The following is a 20,709-nucleotide window of genomic DNA, read 5'->3' as shown; positions in this document are numbered from 1 at the left end:
CTCTTATTTATGCACACGTTAACATTTTTCTGTATAAAGAATGCCCGCTGAACACGGGGCATCATATCGTCAATTGTCTAACTGAATCACGGACCATAAATTCTGTATTTTCGAAGATTTTTTCTGCTTTTGTTTCCGGTTCGCTGATCAGCGACAACAGTTTTTGCGCGCCGAGCACGCTGATTTTCTCCACTGGGCGCTTTACTGTTGAAAGCCTTGGTGTGATGTATTGCGAAAACCCAATATCATCAAATCCGATTACGGAAATGTCATCAGGAACCCTCAGGCCCTTGGCGAATATCGCATTCATCGCTCCGATTGCCATATCATCATTCGAACAAAAGACAGCGGTTGGAGGATTCGGCAGTGCCAGCAGCCGTTCCATCGCTTGAAAGCCGCTTTCCATATCGTATTGCCCTTTGACACTGTATTCATGTTTGATCGGTATATGATGATGAATCAATGCGGCTAAGTAGCCCTCCTTTCGCTGCTGGGAGGATTTAAAGCCTTCTATTCCTTCGATGATGGCGATATCTTGATGTCCGTTTGTAATGAAGTATTCTACAGCTTCCTGAGAGCCTTCCTTGTCATTGGACAAGATATTCGTGATGCTGCGGTCATCAATATCGCGGTTCAGTACGACGAGCGGGATGTTTTTTTCCCGAATATGATAAATAAAAGAATTATCAATGTCACTTTGGCTCATTAAAATGATGCCGTCATATCTCATCGGCGTAACAGAGTCATAGGTTTTCAGATCATCAATGCCGCGCACATAAAGATTGTAATTCTCACTTATGGCTTGGTTTACGCCTTTGATTGTATGAGCAAAGAAGCTGTGTGAGGTTCCGTTTGTAATGCTTGTAAAGAAAAGCCCGATCGTATGAGACTTTTGCATCGCCAGGCTTTTCGCGTTTACATTTGGCGTATAGTTGAGCTGTGCTGCGAGCTCCAGTATTTTTTTCTTCGTATGTTCTTTGATGTAAGGGCTGTTGTTGAGTGCTCTGGAAACGGTTGTGTGGGATACATTTGCGAGTTTTGCGATATCTTTTATGGTTACCATCTAATTCCCTTCCTTACCATACCGGCTGCGATTTACTGTATATTGTATCATCAAACATACCGCCTCTCCCACTATATTTCCAGATTAATAAGTCACCGAATCCTTCGTTCCTGTTCCTGCCGGTTTGCCGATGATCGGACAGACAAAACGAATAACAGCAAGTGAAGCGAAGACCGCCAGCCCTCCGGCAAGCAAAAATGCTCCAGAAAACGTGCCCGTTTGGTCAACGATAAAACCGGTGAAAGCCGGGCCGATAATTCCTGCCGTGTTGGCGAGGAAATGCATGAAGCCGCCTACAGAACCGACATTGTTTTGATCGACCACATCTTGAATGACAGCCCAATAGATCGCGCCGGTCAAATAGAGAAAGAACACTGATAAAGCGACAAGTGTTACAGCGCCCGCAGTAGTTGTCACAATCCCTGCCAAACCAATCAGGATCGCTGATGAAAACAAACATGAGACAAGCACAACCTTGCGCGAGAACAGCACACCTTTTCGGGCTGTTTTTTTATACACATAGTCAGAAACAAATCCCCCCGCTGCAAGGCCGATGAAGCCTAAAATCCACGGAATGACCGTAATCACACTCATCGATTCAACACTTAACCCCCGCTCTTCAACAAGGTAGCTCGGAAACCACGTCAAAAAGAAGAAGAGGATGTAGTTGTAAGCGAAAAAAGCAAATGCTGTGAACAGGACTGTTTTTTGCTTCAGGTAAAAAATAAGCGGAATGTTTTCACGGGGAGACGTTTCTATTTTGATCGCGGGGGCATCTCCCCTCGCCGCTGGCGGCTTTTCTTTGACGAACTTGAGCCAAAGCACTGCCCATAATAATCCAATGATCATAATGAGAACGAAGGATACCTTCCAGCTGAACGCGATTGCGATCATGCCGACGATCGGTCCGGAAATGGCTCCCCCGAGCGGCGTTCCGCTATTGGTCACCCCGATAACGGACGCCCGTTGTGTCGGCGGGAACCAGTTATTCACCATCTTGTTGATGGTCGCAGACAGCGGACCTTCTCCCATTCCAAAGAGGATGCGTATCATCAGCAGGCTGACAAAACCAACGGCGAGGGCGACTGCGCCGCTGAACAGCGACCAAACGACCATGGCGACAAACAAGGTCAGCTTCGCCCCATAGCGGTCAGACGCCACTCCCCCAAGAAAGTTGAAAATGGCGTAACCAACCGAAAAACTGCTGAAAATCAAGCCCATTTGCGTGGCAGACAATGTGAGATCATCCTGAATAAAAGGTGCGGCAATAGAAAGCGCCGAGCGATCCAGATAATTAATCACTCCTGCCAGGAACAAAAAAAGGATAATGGGAAGCTTATCTTTTGAGAACATCTCAACCTCACCCCTATGTTGGTTCAGTTTCTGTTGCGCTGATTCACTACACGCCTGAATAAGCCATAAATCCTCCATCGACAGGGACGGTAATTCCAGTGACAAAACCGGAATAGGATTCATCCGCCAGCCAAAGAAGCGTGCCGAGCAGGTCTTCCGGTTTTCCAAAGCGCTTCATCGGTGTTCCCGCAATAATGTTGTTAGATCGGCTGGTGAATGTTCCATCTTGCTTGATCAGCAGATCATGATTTTGTTTCGTCAGAAAGAATCCTGGGGCTATCGCATTAACCCGCAGCCCGGTCTCGGCAAAATGAACGGCCATCCACATCGTAAAATTATTGATCGATGCTTTGGCGGCACTGTATGCCGGAACCTTCGTCATCGGTGAATAAGCACTCATGGAAGAAAGGTTGATAATCGCAGGCGAATCAGCCTTCAGCAGCTCTTTTCCAAACACTTGAGAGGCCAGAAACGCACCGGTGAAGTTGGTGGAGAATACAGTTAAAAAGCCCCCCTCATCCAGATCAAAAAAGGATTGGCCTTCTCCCGCTTCTTCATACGTCTCCACATCGGTTATCGCATCAGGATGATTGCCGCCAGCCCCATTTATTAGCAGATCGACAGAGCCAAACCGGCCGAGGATATCCTCCTTTGCTTGCACCAGTGACCCCCTGTCCAGCACATCCGCAGAAACAGAGCATGCTGTTCCGCCAGCAGCCGCAATCTTATCCACGACCGCTTGGCCTTTTTCAGCTGTCCGGTTCAATATCGCTACCTTCATGCCTTGTCTGGCAAGCTCCCGGGCCATCGCTGAGCAAAGCACGCCGCTCCCGCCAGTGATGACAGCCGTTTTACCAGCCAGGTTCTCATGCCGCGGAATCATGCTTTCACCTCTTTTTTCGCCATTGCTTCGTATGCGTCCCACAGCCCGTTCAAATACATAATGCCAAGGGCGCGATCGTACAAGCCATAACCCGGGCGGCATTGCTCACCCCAAAGATGGCGCCCATGATCTGGTCTCACATATCCTTCGTAATCCTGCTTATGCAGTTCTTCCATCACGCCTTGAATGTTGATCGAACCATCATTTGTCAGATGAGATGTTTCAATAAAATCGCCATTCTCGTAAATTTTCACATTGCGAATATGTGAAAAGGGGGCGATGCCGCCATACGTTTTAGCGATTTCCATCATGTCATTAGCGGGATTGGCTCCCATTGAACCTGTACAAAGGGTGATGCCATTAGACGGTGAATCTGATATCGCTCTTAGTCTCTTATAGCTTGCCTCCCCTGTGATTATGCGCGGCAGTCCGAAAATCGGCCATGGCGGGTCATCCGGATGAATAGCCATTTGAACACCGTGACTTTCTGCAACCGGAAGAATTTCTTCCAAAAAGAATGATAAATTGTCCCATAGCTGTTCTTCATCGACCGTTCTGTATGCTGCAAACAGCTCTTTGATCCGGGCTAATTTTTCCGGCTCCCACCCCGGCAGTGTCATGTCAGATGCTTGCTCCACCGTCCGAATCAGCTCTTGGGGCTCAAGGCTCTCCACCTTGGCCTTTTCAAAAAACAAAGCGGTTGATCCATCCTCCAGCGGGCGGAACATGTCCGTGCGTGTCCAGTCAAACACCGGCATAAAATTATAGCAAATCACTTTCACGCCAAATTCGGCAAGATTGCGGATGGTTTGTTTGTAGTTTTCAATATACCGGCCGCGTTCTTCATTACCGAGTTTAATCGCTTCATGAACATTCACGCTTTCTACAACTTCAGCATGAAATCCATAGGATTGAATATATTCGGTCTCGGCTCTAATTTCATCTTTTTCCCACACATCGCCGACAGGTTTTTGGTGGAGAGCCCAGACGATGCCTTTGACTCCGGGAATTTGCTTCACGTGTTCAAGTGTGACTGTATCGTTGCCTCGGCCATACCATCGAAATGTCATATTCATGTACACACCTCCGGATTCAGTCGATTAATCAAACGTGATGACGGCTTTCCGCACTTGATCTGGTTGCTCCTTGATAAGCTGAAATGCGTGATGGACGTCATCTACTGAAAATGTATGCGTTATCAGCCCATTATGCGTTAACTGTCCTTTATTCAAAAGCTCTACCACTTTCGGAAACTGATTGGTCTGCAATCTCGATCCGGTTATCGTGACTTCTTTTTTGGTTATCGGGAGCTGAGAAATTTGTGCCGCTCTTTCATCAAATCCAAGGACAACCACATGCCCCGCCGGAGAAACGGCCTCAACTGAAAGCTCAAAAGTCGCCGGCAGACAAACCGCATCAATGACCACATTGGCGCCTTCATTCCCAGTCCATTCCCGGACCCGCTCAGCAACATGTTCTGTTTGTGCATTTACGACAGCATCGGCACCGTTTTCTTTCGCAAATGCCAGCCGTTCGCTGTTCAAGTCAGTCATCATGACGGCAGCGCCCGCCAGCTTTGCCATTTTTAACACACAGATCCCGATGGGCCCCGCTCCCTGGATCAGAACGGTGTCTCCTTTTTCCACCTGGCCTCTCCACACTGCCTGGGCGCCTATCGTATAAGGCTCGGCCATGACCGCTTCCTCCCAAGGCAAGTCCTTTGAGACTGCGTGAAGCTGTCTTTCCGGAAGCACAACATATTCCCGCATGCCGCCGTCCACATGTACGCCGAACACAGAAAGCTTTGCGCAGACATTCGGGCGCCCTTTGCGGCAGGCATAACACGTCCCGCAATAAGAAATCGGCTCAATCACAACGTGGTCACCGGTTTTTAGGCTCTGCACATTCGCGCCAACTTCCTCCACTTGCCCCGTTACCTCGTGTCCGATGACTCTCGGGAGGGTGGCGAGCGGATTCGTGCCATGATAAATGTGCATGTCTGAACCGCAAATCCCGACTCGCTTGACTTTCACGAGCACTTCATCATCCTTTGAAAGAACCGGCTTCTTCATCTCCGCTGTCACCAGATCATACGCCTTTCGCACTTGAACCGCTTTCATTTTTCTCACCTGCTTTTTAAGAATTGATACACGCTCCGAGCGATTGATATTCCGTGCACCTTATTTCTTTCTTCATGCAGCTGTTCGATCTCGCCGGGTACATACACTCTCTCGACTCCAGCAGCCGGCGGTGACTGCTGCAATTCATTGAGCATGGCATCCATCTGCTCTAAAAACGTATCATGGTCTGTAAAAAAGGACGGATTGATCGCGCAAACGTAATGCCCCAGCTTTCTTTTTTGCTCAAGCCCGCTGTACATTTTGGCGATATGAGGGCCAAAAGCCGCGCCCGCCAGCAATCCAGAAAACACATCTACTATTATAGATAGCCCATAGCCTTTCGGGCCGCCGAATGTTGAAAGAGAGGCGACCTTGTATGGATCAGTTGCTGCTTCTCCGTTTTCATCGACTCCCCATCCCACGGGAATGGCTTCGCCCTCTTCACGGGCCTGCAAAATCTTCCCAAAAGCCACTTTGGAGGTCGCCATATCAAGGATAAACGGTTTTTTATGCTTAGCAGGGACACCGTAAGCAATCGGATTTGTCCCTAAAAATGGAGCCCTCCCTCCAAAAGGGACAACGATACTGTCCGTATGCGTCATTGCCATACCGATCAGCTTTTCGTCAGCCGCTTTTTGCACAAAATAGCTTAGCGCTCCGCAATGGCTGCTGTTTACAGCCGTCACCATGCCGACTCCGTTTTTCTTTGCCATGTCCATTGCGCGGTCCATCGCCATATCACAAATCACATGGCCGAATCCGTCATCACCATCCAGTATCCCGGTCACAGGCCCGGTTTCTTTAAAAACAGGATGTGCTTCGGGGTTGATCCCCCCTGCCCTTAGCCTGTTTACATAGTGTTCTGTTCGCAGCACACCATGTGAGTGCACATTGCGTAAATCGGCGTGTACGAGGACATCTGCCACTTTTTCTGCGTCTCGTTCATTCAAATGGGCACAGGCCAGCTTTTGCCGAACAAGTTTCTTTGCTTCTTCAGCTGATATCATTACCGTGTTCAATCACATGCCTCCTTCCTCTTTCATTCTTTGGGCACTCTCAATAGAAAACACTTACAAATATATTTATTTACGGATTATTTCAAATATTCTCTACTTTATTTTGTCAGCTCTTTTGATGAAGATCCTGAACAATCTGTGCATGCTGCTGGTCTGTGAGTTTATAGAGAAAGCCGATAATGATCATCGCTAATGCCAAAGCTATAGCCGGATACAGAAGCAGTAGCGCTTTGATTCCGATCAGCGCCTGTGCTGTCTGGACAGCATTCGGCACATAGCCGATAATCCCTAAACCAATACCCGAGAGAAAACCCGACAATGACTGGGCAAGCTTTCTGGAGAAGTTAAAAAGTGAATATGTCGTTGCTTCTTTCCGTTCACCGGATTTCCATTCGCCATAGTCAATAATATCGGAGACAAGCGCCCACGTGATGCCATTTGGGATACTGATTCCGATAAAGGCGATGCTGGCAAGAATCGTAAACACATAAACGTTTGATGGAAGCATAAAGTTGACCAGATCCGCGGCCACACTGATGCCGAAGCCGATCATTGCCGTTCTTTTTTTTCCAAATATTTTGACGAGCTTTGGCAGAAATATGACGCCCAAAAAGGAAGAACCGATAATAATAAAGTTCATATACGCCATCAGTTCAACATTGCCTAGATTATATTGTGCGAAATAGACGAGCATGGCGGATTTAATGTTGTATGCGGAAATTGAAAAAATCGTCATGAGGACAAGGGTTAACAGCGGTTTGTTTGTGATAAATGTTTTGACGACAGATGAGAGTGTTAATTTTTCTTTTGGCGCTTCCGATATGACAATGCGCTCTTTGCAGTTGCGGTAACAAATATAAAACCAAATCACGCCGAGTGCGGCGAACAAGCCCATGACCACCGGGTAACCGACCTTTGGATTATCAAACTTGACGAGCAGCGGCATCACGGCCACACTTGTGATAAACAAAGCCCCAAGTGATCCAATTTGGCGGAAAGTCGAAATGGAGGTTCGGTCCTCAGAGTTTTGAGTCATCGCTGCTCCTAATGAGCCGTACGGAATATTCACAAATGAATAGCCGATTCCCCAGATCATATAGGATGCATATGCATAAATGAGTTTTCCGGTCGTTGATACATTGGGAGACAGAAAGATAAGAACAGTAAGCACCGCGAGCACGATGCTTCCGATTAATAGATAAGGCCTGAATTTCCCCCGTTTGCCGATATGTTTGCGATAATCAATAGATGATCCGACAATCGGATCTGTTATCGCCGCAAACAGCTTGCTGACTAAAAAAATGCCGCCGGCCATCGCAGCCGGGATTCCCGCTACATCAGTAAAATACTTTAATAAATAAATTTGGCCGAGATCAAACATAAAGCCGTTGCCAAAATCACCAAAACCATAGGATATTTTCTCTTTCAATGAAAGCCTTTTCTCCGTTTCGAGTGACACAACCTTATTTGCCAGTTCAGTTCGCATCTTCCACCTCTGTGTTTAAAAATTTTCGGGTAGTGGCCCGCTCAGGATGACGCATGATCACGCCTGAGCGGACATGTGGTTACACGTTTGCTTTCTCTTCTTGAAATTGAAAGTAGCGTTTCGCATTGTCATAGCAAATTCCCCGAACAATGCTTCCCAAAAGCCCCATGTCACGCGGCACTTCACCGTTTTCCACCCATTCCCCAATCAAATTGCAAACGATCCGCCTGAAATATTCATGGCGCGTATAGGAAAGAAAGCTTCTGGAATCGGTGAGCATGCCGATAAAGCGACTGAAAAGCCCGACGTTTGATAACGCTTTCATTTGCTCGAGCATCCCGTCTTTTGTATCGTTAAACCACCAGGCTGTGCCAAATTGGATTTTCCCCGGGGTAACACCATCCTGAAAACTGTTGATCATGCTGGCGATGACATAGTTATCGTTTGGATTCAATGAATATAAAATCGTTTTCGGCAGCTTCTTCTTCATCTCAACTGAGTTCAGCAGCTTGTATAAAGGCTTAGCAATGTCTTCATCATTCATAGAATCATAGCCTGTGTCAGGTCCAAGCCTCTTCATCATTTTTGTATTCGTGTTTCTTAAGGCATTGATATGAAACTGCATCGCCCAATCGAGCTCCGCATACAAACCGCATAAAAACTGAAGGGTATACGTCTTAAATTTCTTCTCATCCTCATAAGAAATCTCTGTTCCTTGTAATCTGTCAGAAAAAATCCGTCCCGCTTCCTCTTTTGTCGTTTCAGCAAATACCATCGAATCTATCGCGTGATCAGACACTCTGCCGCCGGCTGAATGGAAGAATCGCACCCGTTTTTCCAGCGCCTCTAGAAACTCATTATAGGTTGTAATCGGTATGGCTGCCGCATCTTCAAGTGCCTGCACCCAATCAGGAAAGCCTTCACGATTGATCTCAAGTCCCTTATCCGGCCGAAACCCGGGCAGCACGCTGACAGGAAAATCTTTGTCTTCTTTTAATAATAGATGGTATTCAAGAGAATCGACGGGGTCATCAGTCGTGCAAACGACCTTTACATTTGATTTCACGATGAAATCCCTTGCCCCGAAGCCTTCTCCTTGAAGCAGTTCATTCGTCCGTTTCCATATACCCGGCGCGGATTGCTCATTTAAAATCTCATAAATGCCAAAATAACGCTGCAGTTCTAAGTGAGTCCAATTGTAGAGCGGATTGCCGATCGCCATCGGCACGGTTTTCGCCCAGGCCATAAACTTCTCCTCATCAGGCGCATCACCGGTAATGTATGTTTCTTCAATTCCATTGGCTCTCATGAGGCGCCATTTGTAATGGTCTCCATACAGCCAGGCTTCCGTGATGTTTTGAAATTTCTTATTTTCATAGATTTCTTTCGGGCTTAAGTGGCAGTGATAATCAATAATCGGCATGTCTTTCGCATGATTGTGATAGAGGCTGACAGCGGTTTCATTTTTCAGCAAAAAATGTTCGCCCATGAAGGGTTCCATGTCCTCACCGTCTTTCATTCGATTTCAAAATGTTAACGTTAACATTTTGATTTAGCTTTATTTTACCTTTATATTCCTCTGCAATCAATCTCTTTTTTGAAAATGAATTGTTAACGTTAGCAAACACATAAAAAAAGACATTGCCGGAAAGCATCCCGAAAGGATGGCTTTTGGCAATGTCGATCCCACAAGAAAGGCTTAGTAAGCCAGGCTGAAAAGTCCTTTAATGTGTGTTAAGTAGCGTACGTTACTTGCTTCTTTCATCAAGGAAGCAGGAAGGCCTTTAAGCGGTGTAGAATTAGCACCAATGATGGCAACCGCATCTTTGCGTCCAAGGCTTGCAAGTGTACCAGAGTTTACTGGATTGAATGTTTCAAGCGTTTTGCCTTCTAAGTAAGCGAATAGGTTGTAGCCGATCAGCTCACCCATTTGCCATGCGATTTGTGCAGTCGGCGGGTATGGACGGCCGTCTGGAGCGAAGTAAACTGCGCTGTCACCGGCAACGAATACATCCTCATGAGATGTAGATTGCAGGAAGTCGTTTACTGTTGCACGTCCGCGGTTCACTTCAAGACCTGATTCACCGACTAATGGGTTGCCTTGTACGCCGCCAGTCCAAACAAATGTGTTGGCAACAACTTTTGATCCGTCTTTCAGATCAATCACGTTTCCTTCTACATTTGTAACAGGCAGGCCTGTTAAGAACTCTACGCCGCGTTTTTCAAGGCTTACAGTCGCACGTTCGATCAGATCATCCGGAAGAACAGGAAGGATTTTCGGACCTGCTTCAACGAGCTTCAATTTAATTTCTTTATGGTCTACGCCATATTTTTTTGCAAGGTTCGGCATGATGTCAGCAAGCTCACCGACAAGCTCAACACCTGTTAAGCCGCCTCCGCCGATAAGGATTGTTGCATCAGCTTCGTTTTTCGTTTTAGAATACTCGCGCACACGATCTTCAACATGCTGGAAGACTTTGTTCGCATCAGCAGCGGATTTCAATACCATGCTGTTTTCTTCAAGGCCCGGGATGCCGAAGTAAGCTGTTACAGAACCAAGGCCTACAACAAGCGCATCGTAAGATAATGTAGAACCGTCAGCAAGCGCAACTTCTTTTTTATCAACAGAGAAAGAGCTTACTTCCGCGATTTTAAGATCAATGTCTTTGCCTTTGAAAAGTTTTTCTAATGGCATTGCAACCGCTTTTTCAGACACGTTGCCTGCTGCAAGACGGTGTAATTCCGTAATGATTTGGTGAGTTGGGTATTTGTTTACCACTGTCACTTTTGCTTGTTCTTTTGTGTAATGTTTGCGAACTGTTAAAGCAGAAAGAACTCCGCCATAACCAGCGCCTAGAATGACAATATGTTTTGACATCGTATATCCTCCGTCCTTTATATCAATTTGAGTCTGAGATTATTTTTGGTTTTCGCGTTCGTTCATGACTTCAAGGTAGCTGTTAGCAAAACGGAACAGCTTTTGCGCTTGAGGGTCTTTCAGCATGCGCAACAGGCCGAATAGACCAATCGTTTCGTTGCTTGCATCAGCGCGGTCTTTCGCTTCGATTGCAGTCGCAGCCACTTCTTTCGCTGTTTCTTTTACAGGCTCAAGCATTTCAGTGATCGCACCGACAGTATCGCTTTTTAACACTTCGTCAGTTGCTACAGACTGAGCGAAATCATAAGACTTCGTTAAAATATTCACTAACTCAGTCAGCTTTGGAAGCTGGTCAACTAGAACAGTCAGTGATTCTTGAACTTCCGGCTTTAACAGCTGATCAATAAGATCTTGCTGGCTTTGGCTGACAGACGCATTTGTTTGATCGATTGTTTCTGGCATATCCAATTCTCCTTTACTATAAGCAGTTTGCAGATTTTTTGTGGAAAGGGTAGTGCCTCTCCCTGGTCTCATGCTTGAAAGCATAAGAATAAGGATTGTGAATTCATGCACAATCATTTACAAAAATAAATGTTTACTACCCAGTTTTTCATCTTGCCATATTCAGTATTATTTTTATCTCAAAAATAAACAATTGAATAAGTCAAAAATCCTTTACTCTCTCTGAAAATAGCAAACACAAAAAACTCCAATTCAATTACCTTCTATATGATAACACTTTTTGAACAAAATTTGAACGTGAATTGCTTCGATTATGAAATTAATTTAAATAAAGCCCGTATCATAACGTTTCTGCGGCACTAGTTATTGACACTCCGGCAATTTTCTCCCCTTCACTTGACCCATATTTCCAAAAGAGGAGCTCTTTTTCCTGTGATCGGGTCATTCGACGGCAATGAGACCTGCTTGATCTGTTTCACCGCTTCGTCCCGTTCATTTGGCTCTCCCGTCTTCATATCGTACTGAACGCCTCCCGGATAAGCGCCAATAACGGTAAAATCGCCGCTCGCGCTTTGCTTTTTATGGCCAACTCCAGCTGGAATCACGACTGCGTCGCCCGATTTGAAGGGAATGGCAACTCCTTTTTCTCCCCCAAACTGAATCACAGCCTCTCCCCGGACAGCAACCAGGACTTCATGCGCATTGCTGTGATAATGATGGTATGGAAAAACACTTCCCGACCAGCTGTTTGACCAGCCATGCCGATTGACGATCCGCTCTGCCGAACCGGTGTCCTTGAGTGCGTTTTGATACACAACGAGCGGAAAATCAGGGTGGTTCGGAATCCTGCCGTCATCCTGAAAAAAGTAGGTCTGTGTCTCTGGTTCCATCAATGTCACCTCCATTTTTTGTCTTCCACACATTGCGGTTTGTAAAACATGCTTATTTTCTCACGACTTCATTGATCTGTGCGATATCGAGTAGTATAGTATAAAAAATAATGCCAGAATGAGGGATATCATGAAAGCAATCATTATCGGAGTATTGGCTTCACTCTTTTTCGCCGTTACCTTTATTTTAAACAGAGCGATGGAATTATCCGGAGGCAGCTGGCTTTGGAGCTCTTCGCTGCGATTTATTTTTATGATGCCGTTTTTATGTGTGATTGTCATCATGAGAGGGACATTCGCCCCACTCTTACTAGAGATGCGGAAAAAACCGTTTTTTTGGATCAAATGGAGCTTTGCCGGCTTCGTGCTTTTTTACGCGCCGATCACATTTGCGGCTGCATACGGTCCAGGTTGGCTCGTAGCCGGAACTTGGCAAATCACCATTGTAGCCGGCGTGCTCCTATCTCCTCTTTTTTATGTCAAAAAAGAGATGCCGGGCGGCCCGCAGCTCGTTCGGCAAAAGATTCCCCTTGTTTCACTTGGCACGTCCGTGATCATTCTGATCGGAGCGGCGCTCATCCAGCTTCAGCATGCAGAATCGCTTTCCGGAAAGATGTTGCTTTTCAGTGTGCTGCCGGTTGTCATTGCGGCTTTTGCCTATCCGTTAGGAAACCGGAGAATGCTCGAAGAATACGGAGGCCGGCTTGATACATTTCAGCGCGTGCTGGGAATGACCTTGGCGAGCCTTCCGTTCTGGCTGGTTATAGCAGCTTACGGGTGGTGGTCAGACGGCCTTCCAACAGCGGGGCAAACCGTTCAATCCTTCATCGTTGCCGTCAGCTCAGGCGTCATTGCCACCGTTTTATTTTTCTGGGCAACTGATATGGTAAGAGACAATCCGCGAAAGCTCGCGGCCGTTGAAGCAACCCAATCCGGTGAAGTGATATTTGCGCTGCTTGGTGAAATCGTTCTGCTGTCAGGTGTTTTTCCATCCTTTTTATCATTTGCCGGTTTATTCATTATTATTGCAGGGATGGTGTTGCACACCTTTGCTTCACAACTGGGAAAACCGAAAAAGAACACACAGTCAAACCTGACCGCATAGCATCTGCAGGAGAATGGGTGAAAGCCTGTTCTCTTTTATTTTCGCTACCAAAAAGCATCTATTTCACGTTATATTTACATAAAGGATCATCCTACTTATATACTGAAAGGTGAATAATATAATGGAAGCAAACGATCAAACACAAAACAGACCAGCCATCTCCTTCAGATCAGTCAGAAAAAGCTATGAACAAGATAGACAAACTTATGATGTATTGCAAGATGTCACCGGAGACATTCAACAGGGCGCAATCGTCGCCGTTTTAGGCCCTTCTGGTTCAGGCAAAAGCACCCTCCTGTCGATGTGCAATGTAATGAGAACGCCTGATAGCGGCGACATATACATATACGGAAAAGAAGTCCGAGAATGGAATGTCAATGAGCTGAGGCGAACGGCGGCCCTCGCGTTTCAATCGGCTCCCGTTCTTGACGAGACAGTCCGTGACAATCTTAGTCTGGTCCAAAGGCTGCATCAATCCCAGCAGCACTCTCCTGAGGAGCTTGCATCTCTTACAGGGCTACCGCCAGAGCTTTTAGACAGAAGCGCCAAGGATTTATCAGGCGGACAGCGGCAACGGCTGTCACTAGCCAGAACGCTCGCAAACCCTTCCTCTATTCTTTTATTGGACGAAATCACATCCGCCTTGGACCCGGTTTCCGCTCTTGAGATTGAGGAACTGATCAAACGCCAGCATCAAGAGAAAAAATGGACGGTCATGTGGGTGACTCATAATATGGAGCAGGCGAAGCGAGTTGCCGACACCATTTGGTTTATGGCGGACGGACGGCTGCTGGAAATTGCTGAAACCGAAGCGTTTTTCTCCAATCCGCAGCATGAAGCAGCGAAAGAGTTTTTGAAGGGAGGGACCCGATAATGGATTACCTTTCTCTCTCTTTAACGATGATCTTTGTTTTGATCGCCTTGTTTTTATCCAAATCCTTTAAAGCCGGCGTTGAAAAAGACATGGTCATCGCCACGATCCGGGCCGCGGTACAGCTGCTTGTCATCGGTTATGTCCTGTCGCTGATTTTCCGCGGAGACCACCCTGTTTTTATCTTGTTCATGGTGCTGCTAATGCTGGCAGTGGCGGCACAAAATGTCGTCAAACGAAAGAAAAATACGATCGGTTCGTTTTGGAAAGTATTCGCAGCGTTAGCGATTGTAGAAATGGTAACGCAAGGCATTTTGCTGTCTCTTCATATCATCCCGTTTACGGCCCGATATGTCATTCCGATCAGCGGAATGGTCATTGGAAATTCGATGGTGCTCGCAAGTCTGTTTTTAAACCGGCTTAGCTCAGAAATCGGTGTTCGCAAAGAAGAGATACAATTGATATTGTCTCTTGGAGGCACACCGAAGCAATCCATACAGCGTATTCTTACTTCAGCGATGAAAATGAGTATGATCCCGACGCTGGAAAGCCAAAAAACGCTGGGGCTTGTTCAGCTTCCAGGCATGATGACCGGCCAGATTTTAGCGGGCGCGGACCCGATTCAGGCGGTACGCTTTCAGCTCTTAATCGTATTTACAACGATGGCGTCAGCCGCGCTGACATGTGTGATCTTAAGCGTTCTGACATACCCTTCATTATTTACAGCGCATCAGCAGCTGAAGGAAAATGGATAACCGAAAAAGATGAGCCCTTCCCGAAACGGAAGGGCTCACCTTTATTTCACGCCTAAAAAAGCGGTTGGATTCAAATAACAAATCTCATCAGCGATTTTTTGATTAAAATCAAATCCATTTGCTTCAGCAGCTTTTTTTACCTCTGTCACATATTCCGTATATCCCTCAGTTACTGTCCCATTCTTTAACTGGCCGAAATCCGTCGAGACGCATATGCGATCTGTTCCCCATGTTTTCAGCACTTCAACTAAATCCTCGTGCCGGTCATAACCAATTTTGCTCATTAAAACAGCAAATTCAACATAGACGTTTTTGGAAGAAGACAGCATATCAATGACCTCAGCGATTGTAAAATTTGTACACTGGTAAAACGGGTGCGTAATCATCAGCTTACATTTTTGCTTTTCTGTTTCTTCAATCAGCATATACACTTCTTCTTTTGAGGAATGGCCTGTCGCTAATGGAATGTTAAACGCCGATGCTACTTGAATGACTTCCTTTGTTTCTTGACGCAGTTTTCCGTTTTCGCTGACCCTTTCATATTTCACTGTATGTTCAGCTAAAACAGGATGAGATGTGGTTTGTTTTGTTTTTGGTTTGTTTGACGGCAAGGTCAAAGTGGGAAACCAAATCATCATTGAAGAATGATCCGGACCGTTCGCAGCAATCGCTGCTTCCACCACCGACCGGTTAATGCCGCCGTTGTACTGGTTTAATGTAATAGATCCAAAGAGCGGCAGCCCCATCTCCCGGGCCGTGCGCGCAAGCGGCGTTGTGGCCATCAAGTGGCTTTTCATAACGGCGGCTCCATTGTTCGCTTTTAGTTCTTCACCCAGATTAAAAATCGTATATCTTCTATTGTACGTATCAGGCCATGCGTGGACATGAAGATCTAAAAATCGCTCAAGTTTCATTTGGCTGTCACTTCATTCTCCCAAGGTCGGTGATACTTATACATGTCACGCGCTTCTTTTAAATGTACGCCCCGCGAAACGGCTTCTTTGATTTTCTCTTCTGTTTCTTCAATGGCTCTAGAACGCTTGATGACTTCTTCGGCAACGTCTTGAGGAATGACGATCACGCCATTTTGGTCCGCGCGGACAAAATCGTTCGGCTGAATAACCGTGCCGCTAATCGTGACAGGGACCTGATGGGCTGTCTTTTTCGTCCGGCCTTTTCCCGTTTTCATATAGACAGCAGTACTGAACATGGCGTACTCCGTTTCCCGAATATAATCAATATCACGGCAAGCACCATCTATTACAGTGCCCGCGATTTTCTTTTGAATCGCCAATTGGGTTAAAATATTGCCCCATACGGTACAGTCCGTACGGCCGTTATTAGCAAGAATAACAACTGAACCCTCTTCGGCCTCATCAATAAAATCGGCTGCCTTGGCAACTTGCTGTTCCTCTTCGCTCGGATCTCTGTATTCCACTGTAAACGCTGTTCCGCAAATATCAGCAGACGTGTTTCTCGGTACGATACCGCTTAATCCGCCATCTATGTTTAAACTGTCCAATGCGTCGGAAATCGTCGGCGTATCAAACGATTTCAATTCTTTTATGATTTGTTGATGATCCACTTATTTGGCCTCCCTAGCAATTTTCAATGATGGCATTTGCCGTTTCTTTTGTGCTTGCGATCCCGCCTAAATCGTACGTAAGCGTTTTTCCTTCTTTTAATACTTTGTTGACAGCGTTTTTGATCCGCATGCTTTCTTCCATAAAACCGCAATGCTCAAGCAAAAGGGAAATGGTCAAAAATTGCGCCATCGGATTCACTTTCATTTTTCCGGCATGTTTTGGCGCTGAGCCGTGTACCGGTTCAAAATATGCATTCTCGTAGCCGAAGTTAGAACTCGGCGCAAGGCCTAATCCGCCCATAATGCCCGCCCCGAGATCAGAGAGGATGTCACCGAATTGATTTTCACTGACAATGACGCCGAAATGTCCCGGATCTTTTACCATCCACATCGCTGTCGCATCAACGTTTTGGACCTCCCAATCCACTTCTGGATAATCCTTCGCCACTTCTTCTAAAATGGTTAATGCAAACTGACCGGACTGCCTCATCACATTTGGCTTATCTGACCACGTCACTCGTTGGTAGTTGTATTTTTTCGCCCATTCAAAGGCAAACTTCAACAATCGCCTTACACCATTTTTCGTAATCAGGCGAATCGCGGCGCCGCCATCCTCTTCTCCGTCAAGCTGCCAATTATTTAGTCCGTTCTTGTTTGCCTGAATAAAATCATACAAATCTTTGGGAATCGGTGAAAAGTCGAGTCCCGCATAAAGTCCCTCTGTGTTTTCGCGAATGACGGTCATTCTAAACTTTTTTGAATGCTGATGGTCTAAGCTGTAAGCCGGACGCACATTGGCGAACAATTGTAATTTTTGTCTCAGCTGAATGACAGGTGAAACATACTTCAGGTCTTGACCTTGCAATGACGGATCTAATTCTTTTAGGCCCTGAGCATGAGGTTTGCTGGTAATCGCGCCTAATAATGTCACATCACATTTATCAATTAAATCCCACGTTCTTTGCGGAACCGGATCCCCTTCTTTTTTCCAAAACTCCCATCCGATATCACCAAACTTCAGATCAATATCGACACCTAATCGATCAAATACCGGCAAACTGCATTCGATCACTTCAGGACCAATTCCGTCACCTGGTAAAACTGCTGCTGTTAATTTTGCCATATGTTTTTACACCTCTGCTCCAAAATGTGAATCAATAAATTTTTCAATTACTTGTTTGACTTCTTCTGGTTTTTCACCAAACATGCGCATACCGCTGTTTTGGATAAAATCGATGTTCGCCTGCGGCAGGTATATTTCAAAATATTCAGATTCCTCTTGTCCTAATAATATTGATTCTTCTCCGAAAATGATTTGAATCGGCGACTTCATCTGTTCATGATATGCTTTTCCGTTATGGTTGATAATGGCTTGGACACCGGCTTTCATTTTGGCAACGGCGATCGCCTCATCTTCTCGGTCTGTCGTCTCCAACTGGAATAACGGCAGCTCGCTTTCTTTGACGACCCACGGCACTAGACCCGCTTGAAGCCCTTTGATGCCAAATTTGTCGCAAAGCATATACCATGTGGAAAAGACGGCCTTTAATTTTTTATTTGGGCAAAGCATGGTGGATACCAACAAAACAGGAGTGTCTGCGTATTCATTGAACGTGCTTAAATACTGAGCCATCATCCCGCCAAGAGAAAAGCCCCAAATCATATAAGGGGTAATGTTGTTCTTTTCGACATAATCATGTGCCCACTGAGCCAATTCAGGAACGGTAAATGTATCTTGTCCCTTATGTTCCTGTATCAGTTTTTCCGGGACATCTAAAATCAGAAATGTATAGTCGTTCAGGTACGGTGCAAGTGATACCAGCCATTCTTCCCGGCTTAATGCGTCTGCGTCCATTCTCGGCAAAACCAAAATCACTCTGTCTCCGGTTCCTAACTCCAGCTTCCAGCTGCGTTTTGCGTTTTCTTTGTTCATCATCATACTCATCCTACTTGACTCAGCTCGGTGCTTCGCAGCGCAAACTCCGCACGATGAACCAACGTCTGTTTTTCTAAAATAACGAGTAAATCCAATAATTTAAGGCCGCTTGATTGCGCCATTCTATCGAGCTTGTCTAATACATCTAAATTCAAATTATGCAGTCCCGACAAAATCCCTTCTTCTTTGTCATAGAAGGAATTCTCTGACGTATCGTTAATGAATAGGGTGTAGGCTTGTCTTGATAGCTGGATTAATTCACAAATGTCATATTTTTTGCTGAGGTCTAAGCGGTTGAGTATCGCTGCAAATGTCTCGATGCACAGGTTACCAGGCCCTTTTCCAAAACCGTATAAACTTCCGTCAATGAACTGGACACCGCATTGGATCGCATCAATTGCATTTGCCGATGCAAGGCCTAAATTGTCATGAGGATGAAAACCGAGTTCTACAGATGAATGTTCTTTCAGCTTGGTAAATAACGATGAAACAGCAGGCGGCATCATGGCTCCGTTGGAATCAGCCAAGTAAATGTAATCGGCTCCCGCCTCTATTACTTTTTCTGTAAATACAATGATGTCTTGGATATTGGCGTGACTTGCTCTAATTAAGTTTGCGCTGACATGAATGCCGTGTGCTTTCAATTCTTTGATGACCGGAAGACTGGCATTCGTTTTCGCAAGAGGAATGCATAAACGAACCATACCGACAGATGGGTGCTTCATCCGTTCAAGGAATTCTTCTTGATATTGTGCCGGGTGCAGCATGAGCACCAATTGTGAGCTTGACCCCGACCCTATCGCGGAAGCCATTTCTTCTATGTATTCAATCGGACAGCAGCTTTGAAGATTCATTCCTTCGTGTGAAGACACATAACCAATTTCGATAAAATCAACATTCGCTTTTGAAAGTCCGCTGACGACTTGGCGGGCGGCATCTAAATTGATCTTCGCCCCTTCAACATGAACTGATTCTCTTAACGTGACATCCATTAATTTTATACTCATCTTAAAACCCCTTTTTGATTGGATTTGATGCTATACCGCTTCTTTTTTGCTTGTCTTTACCGCAGGCATGACAGACTGACGTCTTTGAAAAATATTATTTAATACAATCGCACCGATCGTTAAGAAAGCCCCGCCCGCTTCAACAGGCGACATTCTATACCCTGCGATGATGGAAATGATAAACGAGACAATCGGAACCAAGTTCATAAACAAAGAACCATTGATTGGTGTCAATATCTTATTGCCGATATTCCATGCAAATACGCCGATTACACCTGCAAAAATACTCATGTAAATCATTTCCCACTTGATGTCCATGACTTGATCGACAGAAGGCACTTCCACTTTTCCTAATAGTACGAATATTAAAATAACAACAATAGACGTAATATTTCCGAAAATACAGCTCAAAGCCGTGTAACGCAAGGATGACCATTCCGGAAAGCTGCTGCCTCCAATCGTATAAAGAACCCAGGCTAACACGCTGATTGACATGAGAATAATAGGAACTGCCTGCTTATTACTGTCTGCGAAGAAAGCAATATCTCCCTTTGTCACGACCAGCAGCACACCGATGAAGGACACCGCAACCAAAAGCAATGTAACATTCGCCGGCCTGTTCTTTTTGTACACCCATAAAACAAGCAATGACACCATTGGGATCAGCGCCATTAAAATAGAGCCTAAAATAGCCCCGTTATCGCCCGCCATCTTTTGCCCTAAAAATACAAGAAAATTATAAGCGCAGAATGCCATACTCCCATAAAACCAGATTGGAACCAGTTTCCCTTCTGTTTTAAAACTTTTGGCCCCCTCTGTAAAAAACAGAATGACAGATAGCACCACTGCCACAATCAAATAACGTATCAATGTAAAAAAGAATGGATCAATATGTTTCAGAGCTCTTCCGGCGACAGGCCACTGCGCTCCAAAACAAATACCTGCAATCAGGCAAAAAAGCACGCCTTTTTTAAAATGCGATGTTGTCATGTTCTCACTCGCTCCTTTTGTGGTGAAATACTCCCAATTTTCTCCTTTCCGTAAGATATTTCCTAATATACACAGATGGGTAATATTTGTAAACTATTATTTTCAAAACATTTTTATTTTTATAAATTTTGAATTTATAAGTTTCGGCTCACGAATAAACAGTATTAAACCTGCGTCATGTCGGGATTTTACGCTTTTTGGAAACGTGAACATTCCGCATTATTATTTTTCACAAAAAATAAATTCTTTTATTTTTTTGGTGAATGTAAACAAAAATAAAGAAAATATTGAAAGCAGAATGTAACCCAT

The 20,709-nt window shown here is 45.4% G+C and carries 20 protein-coding genes; 3 read left to right on the top strand and 17 right to left on the bottom strand.

Translation table 11 applies throughout. From position 1 onward, the window contains the following. Positions 1–61 precede the first annotated feature (61 nt). The 11 genes from M1D98_RS06510 to M1D98_RS06460 form a co-directional block, all read right to left on the bottom strand. Positions 62–1,063 carry a LacI family DNA-binding transcriptional regulator gene (locus tag M1D98_RS06510; RefSeq protein ID WP_039073639.1) on the bottom strand — a complete coding sequence of 334 codons (1,002 nt, stop codon included), beginning with the start codon at positions 1,061–1,063 and terminating at the stop codon, positions 62–64. A gap of 84 nt (positions 1,064–1,147) precedes the next feature. Next, positions 1,148–2,416: an MFS transporter gene (locus M1D98_RS06505; protein ID WP_456280120.1), complete on the bottom strand. Its 1,269-nt coding sequence runs from the start codon at positions 2,414–2,416 to the stop codon at positions 1,148–1,150. A gap of 46 nt (positions 2,417–2,462) precedes the next feature. After that, positions 2,463–3,299 carry an SDR family oxidoreductase gene (locus M1D98_RS06500; RefSeq protein WP_435576871.1) on the bottom strand — a complete coding sequence of 279 codons (837 nt, stop codon included), beginning with the start codon at positions 3,297–3,299 and terminating at the stop codon, positions 2,463–2,465. Then, positions 3,296–4,375 carry a mannonate dehydratase gene (gene uxuA / locus M1D98_RS06495; RefSeq protein WP_435576870.1) on the bottom strand — a complete coding sequence of 360 codons (1,080 nt, stop codon included), beginning with the start codon at positions 4,373–4,375 and terminating at the stop codon, positions 3,296–3,298. The genes M1D98_RS06500 and uxuA overlap by 4 nt, the downstream gene beginning before the upstream one ends. 24 nt (positions 4,376–4,399) lie before the next feature. Beyond that, the gene (locus M1D98_RS06490) at positions 4,400–5,419 is read right to left on the bottom strand and encodes a zinc-binding alcohol dehydrogenase family protein (protein ID WP_435576869.1); all 1,020 of its coding nucleotides are present in this window, start codon (positions 5,417–5,419) and stop codon (positions 4,400–4,402) included. Positions 5,420–5,424: 5 nt separating this feature from the next. After that, complete coding sequence (allD, locus tag M1D98_RS06485) at positions 5,425–6,426, bottom strand: ureidoglycolate dehydrogenase (RefSeq protein WP_435576897.1); 1,002 nt, start codon at positions 6,424–6,426, stop codon at positions 5,425–5,427. 115 nt (positions 6,427–6,541) lie between these two features. Further along, positions 6,542–7,921, bottom strand: a complete 1,380-nt coding sequence (locus tag M1D98_RS06480; RefSeq protein ID WP_010329470.1) for an MFS transporter — start codon at positions 7,919–7,921, stop codon at positions 6,542–6,544. 79 nt (positions 7,922–8,000) lie between these two features. Then, positions 8,001–9,422 (bottom strand): glucuronate isomerase, encoded by a 1,422-nt coding sequence (uxaC, locus tag M1D98_RS06475; RefSeq protein ID WP_456280119.1) that lies wholly within the window; start codon positions 9,420–9,422, stop codon positions 8,001–8,003. A 198-nt stretch (positions 9,423–9,620) separates the two neighbouring features. Beyond that, on the bottom strand, positions 9,621–10,799 hold the full coding sequence (locus tag M1D98_RS06470; RefSeq protein WP_456280118.1) for an NAD(P)/FAD-dependent oxidoreductase: 1,179 nt from the start codon (positions 10,797–10,799) through the stop codon (positions 9,621–9,623). Positions 10,800–10,838: 39 nt separating this feature from the next. After that, on the bottom strand, positions 10,839–11,261 hold the full coding sequence (locus M1D98_RS06465) for a DUF1641 domain-containing protein (protein WP_010329466.1): 423 nt from the start codon (positions 11,259–11,261) through the stop codon (positions 10,839–10,841). A gap of 392 nt (positions 11,262–11,653) precedes the next feature. Then, entirely contained in the window at positions 11,654–12,151 is a 498-nt protein-coding gene (locus tag M1D98_RS06460) for a cupin domain-containing protein (RefSeq protein ID WP_121642367.1), read from the bottom strand. A gap of 130 nt (positions 12,152–12,281) precedes the next feature. Between M1D98_RS06460 and M1D98_RS06455 the strand changes: the two genes are divergently transcribed. The 3 genes from M1D98_RS06455 (at position 12,282) to M1D98_RS06445 (ending at position 14,882) form a co-directional block, all read left to right on the top strand. Then, positions 12,282–13,256 (top strand): DMT family transporter, encoded by a 975-nt coding sequence (locus tag M1D98_RS06455; RefSeq protein ID WP_268558901.1) that lies wholly within the window; start codon positions 12,282–12,284, stop codon positions 13,254–13,256. Positions 13,257–13,377: 121 nt separating this feature from the next. After that, on the top strand, positions 13,378–14,130 hold the full coding sequence (locus tag M1D98_RS06450) for an ABC transporter ATP-binding protein (protein ID WP_121642365.1): 753 nt from the start codon (positions 13,378–13,380) through the stop codon (positions 14,128–14,130). Then, positions 14,130–14,882 carry an ABC transporter permease gene (locus tag M1D98_RS06445; protein ID WP_268538217.1) on the top strand — a complete coding sequence of 251 codons (753 nt, stop codon included), beginning with the start codon at positions 14,130–14,132 and terminating at the stop codon, positions 14,880–14,882. The genes M1D98_RS06450 and M1D98_RS06445 overlap by 1 nt, the downstream gene beginning before the upstream one ends. A 41-nt stretch (positions 14,883–14,923) precedes the next feature. Here M1D98_RS06445 and M1D98_RS06440 read toward each other — a convergent pair whose 3' ends face one another. Genes M1D98_RS06440 through M1D98_RS06415 form a run of 6 tightly spaced genes read right to left on the bottom strand, consistent with a single transcriptional unit; the run spans position 14,924 to position 20,400 of the window. Continuing rightward, entirely contained in the window at positions 14,924–15,796 is an 873-nt protein-coding gene (locus tag M1D98_RS06440) for a DUF6282 family protein (RefSeq protein WP_268527557.1), read from the bottom strand. Beyond that, on the bottom strand, positions 15,793–16,467 hold the full coding sequence (locus M1D98_RS06435; protein ID WP_121642362.1) for an RraA family protein: 675 nt from the start codon (positions 16,465–16,467) through the stop codon (positions 15,793–15,795). The genes M1D98_RS06440 and M1D98_RS06435 overlap by 4 nt, the downstream gene beginning before the upstream one ends. 13 nt (positions 16,468–16,480) lie before the next feature. Further along, on the bottom strand, positions 16,481–17,590 hold the full coding sequence (locus tag M1D98_RS06430) for an isocitrate/isopropylmalate dehydrogenase family protein (protein WP_268522848.1): 1,110 nt from the start codon (positions 17,588–17,590) through the stop codon (positions 16,481–16,483). Positions 17,591–17,596: 6 nt separating this feature from the next. Beyond that, entirely contained in the window at positions 17,597–18,400 is an 804-nt protein-coding gene (locus tag M1D98_RS06425; RefSeq protein WP_456280116.1) for an alpha/beta fold hydrolase, read from the bottom strand. Positions 18,401–18,408: 8 nt separating this feature from the next. Next, positions 18,409–19,410: a beta/alpha barrel domain-containing protein gene (locus M1D98_RS06420; RefSeq protein WP_121642359.1), complete on the bottom strand. Its 1,002-nt coding sequence runs from the start codon at positions 19,408–19,410 to the stop codon at positions 18,409–18,411. Between the two features lie 30 nt (positions 19,411–19,440). Next, positions 19,441–20,400: a DMT family transporter gene (locus M1D98_RS06415; protein ID WP_010329456.1), complete on the bottom strand. Its 960-nt coding sequence runs from the start codon at positions 20,398–20,400 to the stop codon at positions 19,441–19,443. Positions 20,401–20,709: the final 309 nt, after the last annotated feature.

The sequence above is a fragment of the Bacillus sp. K7 genome (assembly GCF_053903245.1).
This window is presented reverse-complemented; position numbering and strand designations above follow the sequence as displayed.

Bases quoted from the DNA above. Each gene is read 5' to 3' on its own strand.
- M1D98_RS06510 (WP_039073639.1), bottom strand. From the start codon at position 1,063: ATGGTAACCATAAAAGATATCGCAAAACTCGCAAATGTATCCCACACA.
- M1D98_RS06490 (WP_435576869.1), bottom strand. From the start codon at position 5,419: ATGAAAGCGGTTCAAGTGCGAAAGGCGTATGATCTGGTGACAGCGGAG.
- M1D98_RS06460 (WP_121642367.1), bottom strand. From the start codon at position 12,151: ATGGAACCAGAGACACAGACCTACTTTTTTCAGGATGACGGCAGGATT.
- uxaC (WP_456280119.1), bottom strand. From the start codon at position 9,422: ATGGAACCCTTCATGGGCGAACATTTTTTGCTGAAAAATGAAACCGCT.
- M1D98_RS06415 (WP_010329456.1), bottom strand. From the start codon at position 20,400: ATGACAACATCGCATTTTAAAAAAGGCGTGCTTTTTTGCCTGATTGCA.
- M1D98_RS06440 (WP_268527557.1), bottom strand. From the start codon at position 15,796: ATGAAACTTGAGCGATTTTTAGATCTTCATGTCCACGCATGGCCTGAT.
- allD (WP_435576897.1), bottom strand. From the start codon at position 6,426: ATGATATCAGCTGAAGAAGCAAAGAAACTTGTTCGGCAAAAGCTGGCC.
- M1D98_RS06470 (WP_456280118.1), bottom strand. From the start codon at position 10,799: ATGTCAAAACATATTGTCATTCTAGGCGCTGGTTATGGCGGAGTTCTT.
- uxuA (WP_435576870.1), bottom strand. From the start codon at position 4,375: ATGAATATGACATTTCGATGGTATGGCCGAGGCAACGATACAGTCACA.
- M1D98_RS06420 (WP_121642359.1), bottom strand. From the start codon at position 19,410: ATGAGTATAAAATTAATGGATGTCACGTTAAGAGAATCAGTTCATGTT.
- M1D98_RS06480 (WP_010329470.1), bottom strand. From the start codon at position 7,921: ATGCGAACTGAACTGGCAAATAAGGTTGTGTCACTCGAAACGGAGAAA.
- M1D98_RS06425 (WP_456280116.1), bottom strand. From the start codon at position 18,400: ATGAACAAAGAAAACGCAAAACGCAGCTGGAAGCTGGAGTTAGGAACC.
- M1D98_RS06430 (WP_268522848.1), bottom strand. From the start codon at position 17,590: ATGGCAAAATTAACAGCAGCAGTTTTACCAGGTGACGGAATTGGTCCT.
- M1D98_RS06455 (WP_268558901.1), top strand. From the start codon at position 12,282: ATGAAAGCAATCATTATCGGAGTATTGGCTTCACTCTTTTTCGCCGTT.
- M1D98_RS06505 (WP_456280120.1), bottom strand. From the start codon at position 2,416: ATGTTCTCAAAAGATAAGCTTCCCATTATCCTTTTTTTGTTCCTGGCA.
- M1D98_RS06500 (WP_435576871.1), bottom strand. From the start codon at position 3,299: ATGATTCCGCGGCATGAGAACCTGGCTGGTAAAACGGCTGTCATCACT.
- M1D98_RS06465 (WP_010329466.1), bottom strand. From the start codon at position 11,261: ATGCCAGAAACAATCGATCAAACAAATGCGTCTGTCAGCCAAAGCCAG.
- M1D98_RS06450 (WP_121642365.1), top strand. From the start codon at position 13,378: ATGGAAGCAAACGATCAAACACAAAACAGACCAGCCATCTCCTTCAGA.
- M1D98_RS06445 (WP_268538217.1), top strand. From the start codon at position 14,130: ATGGATTACCTTTCTCTCTCTTTAACGATGATCTTTGTTTTGATCGCC.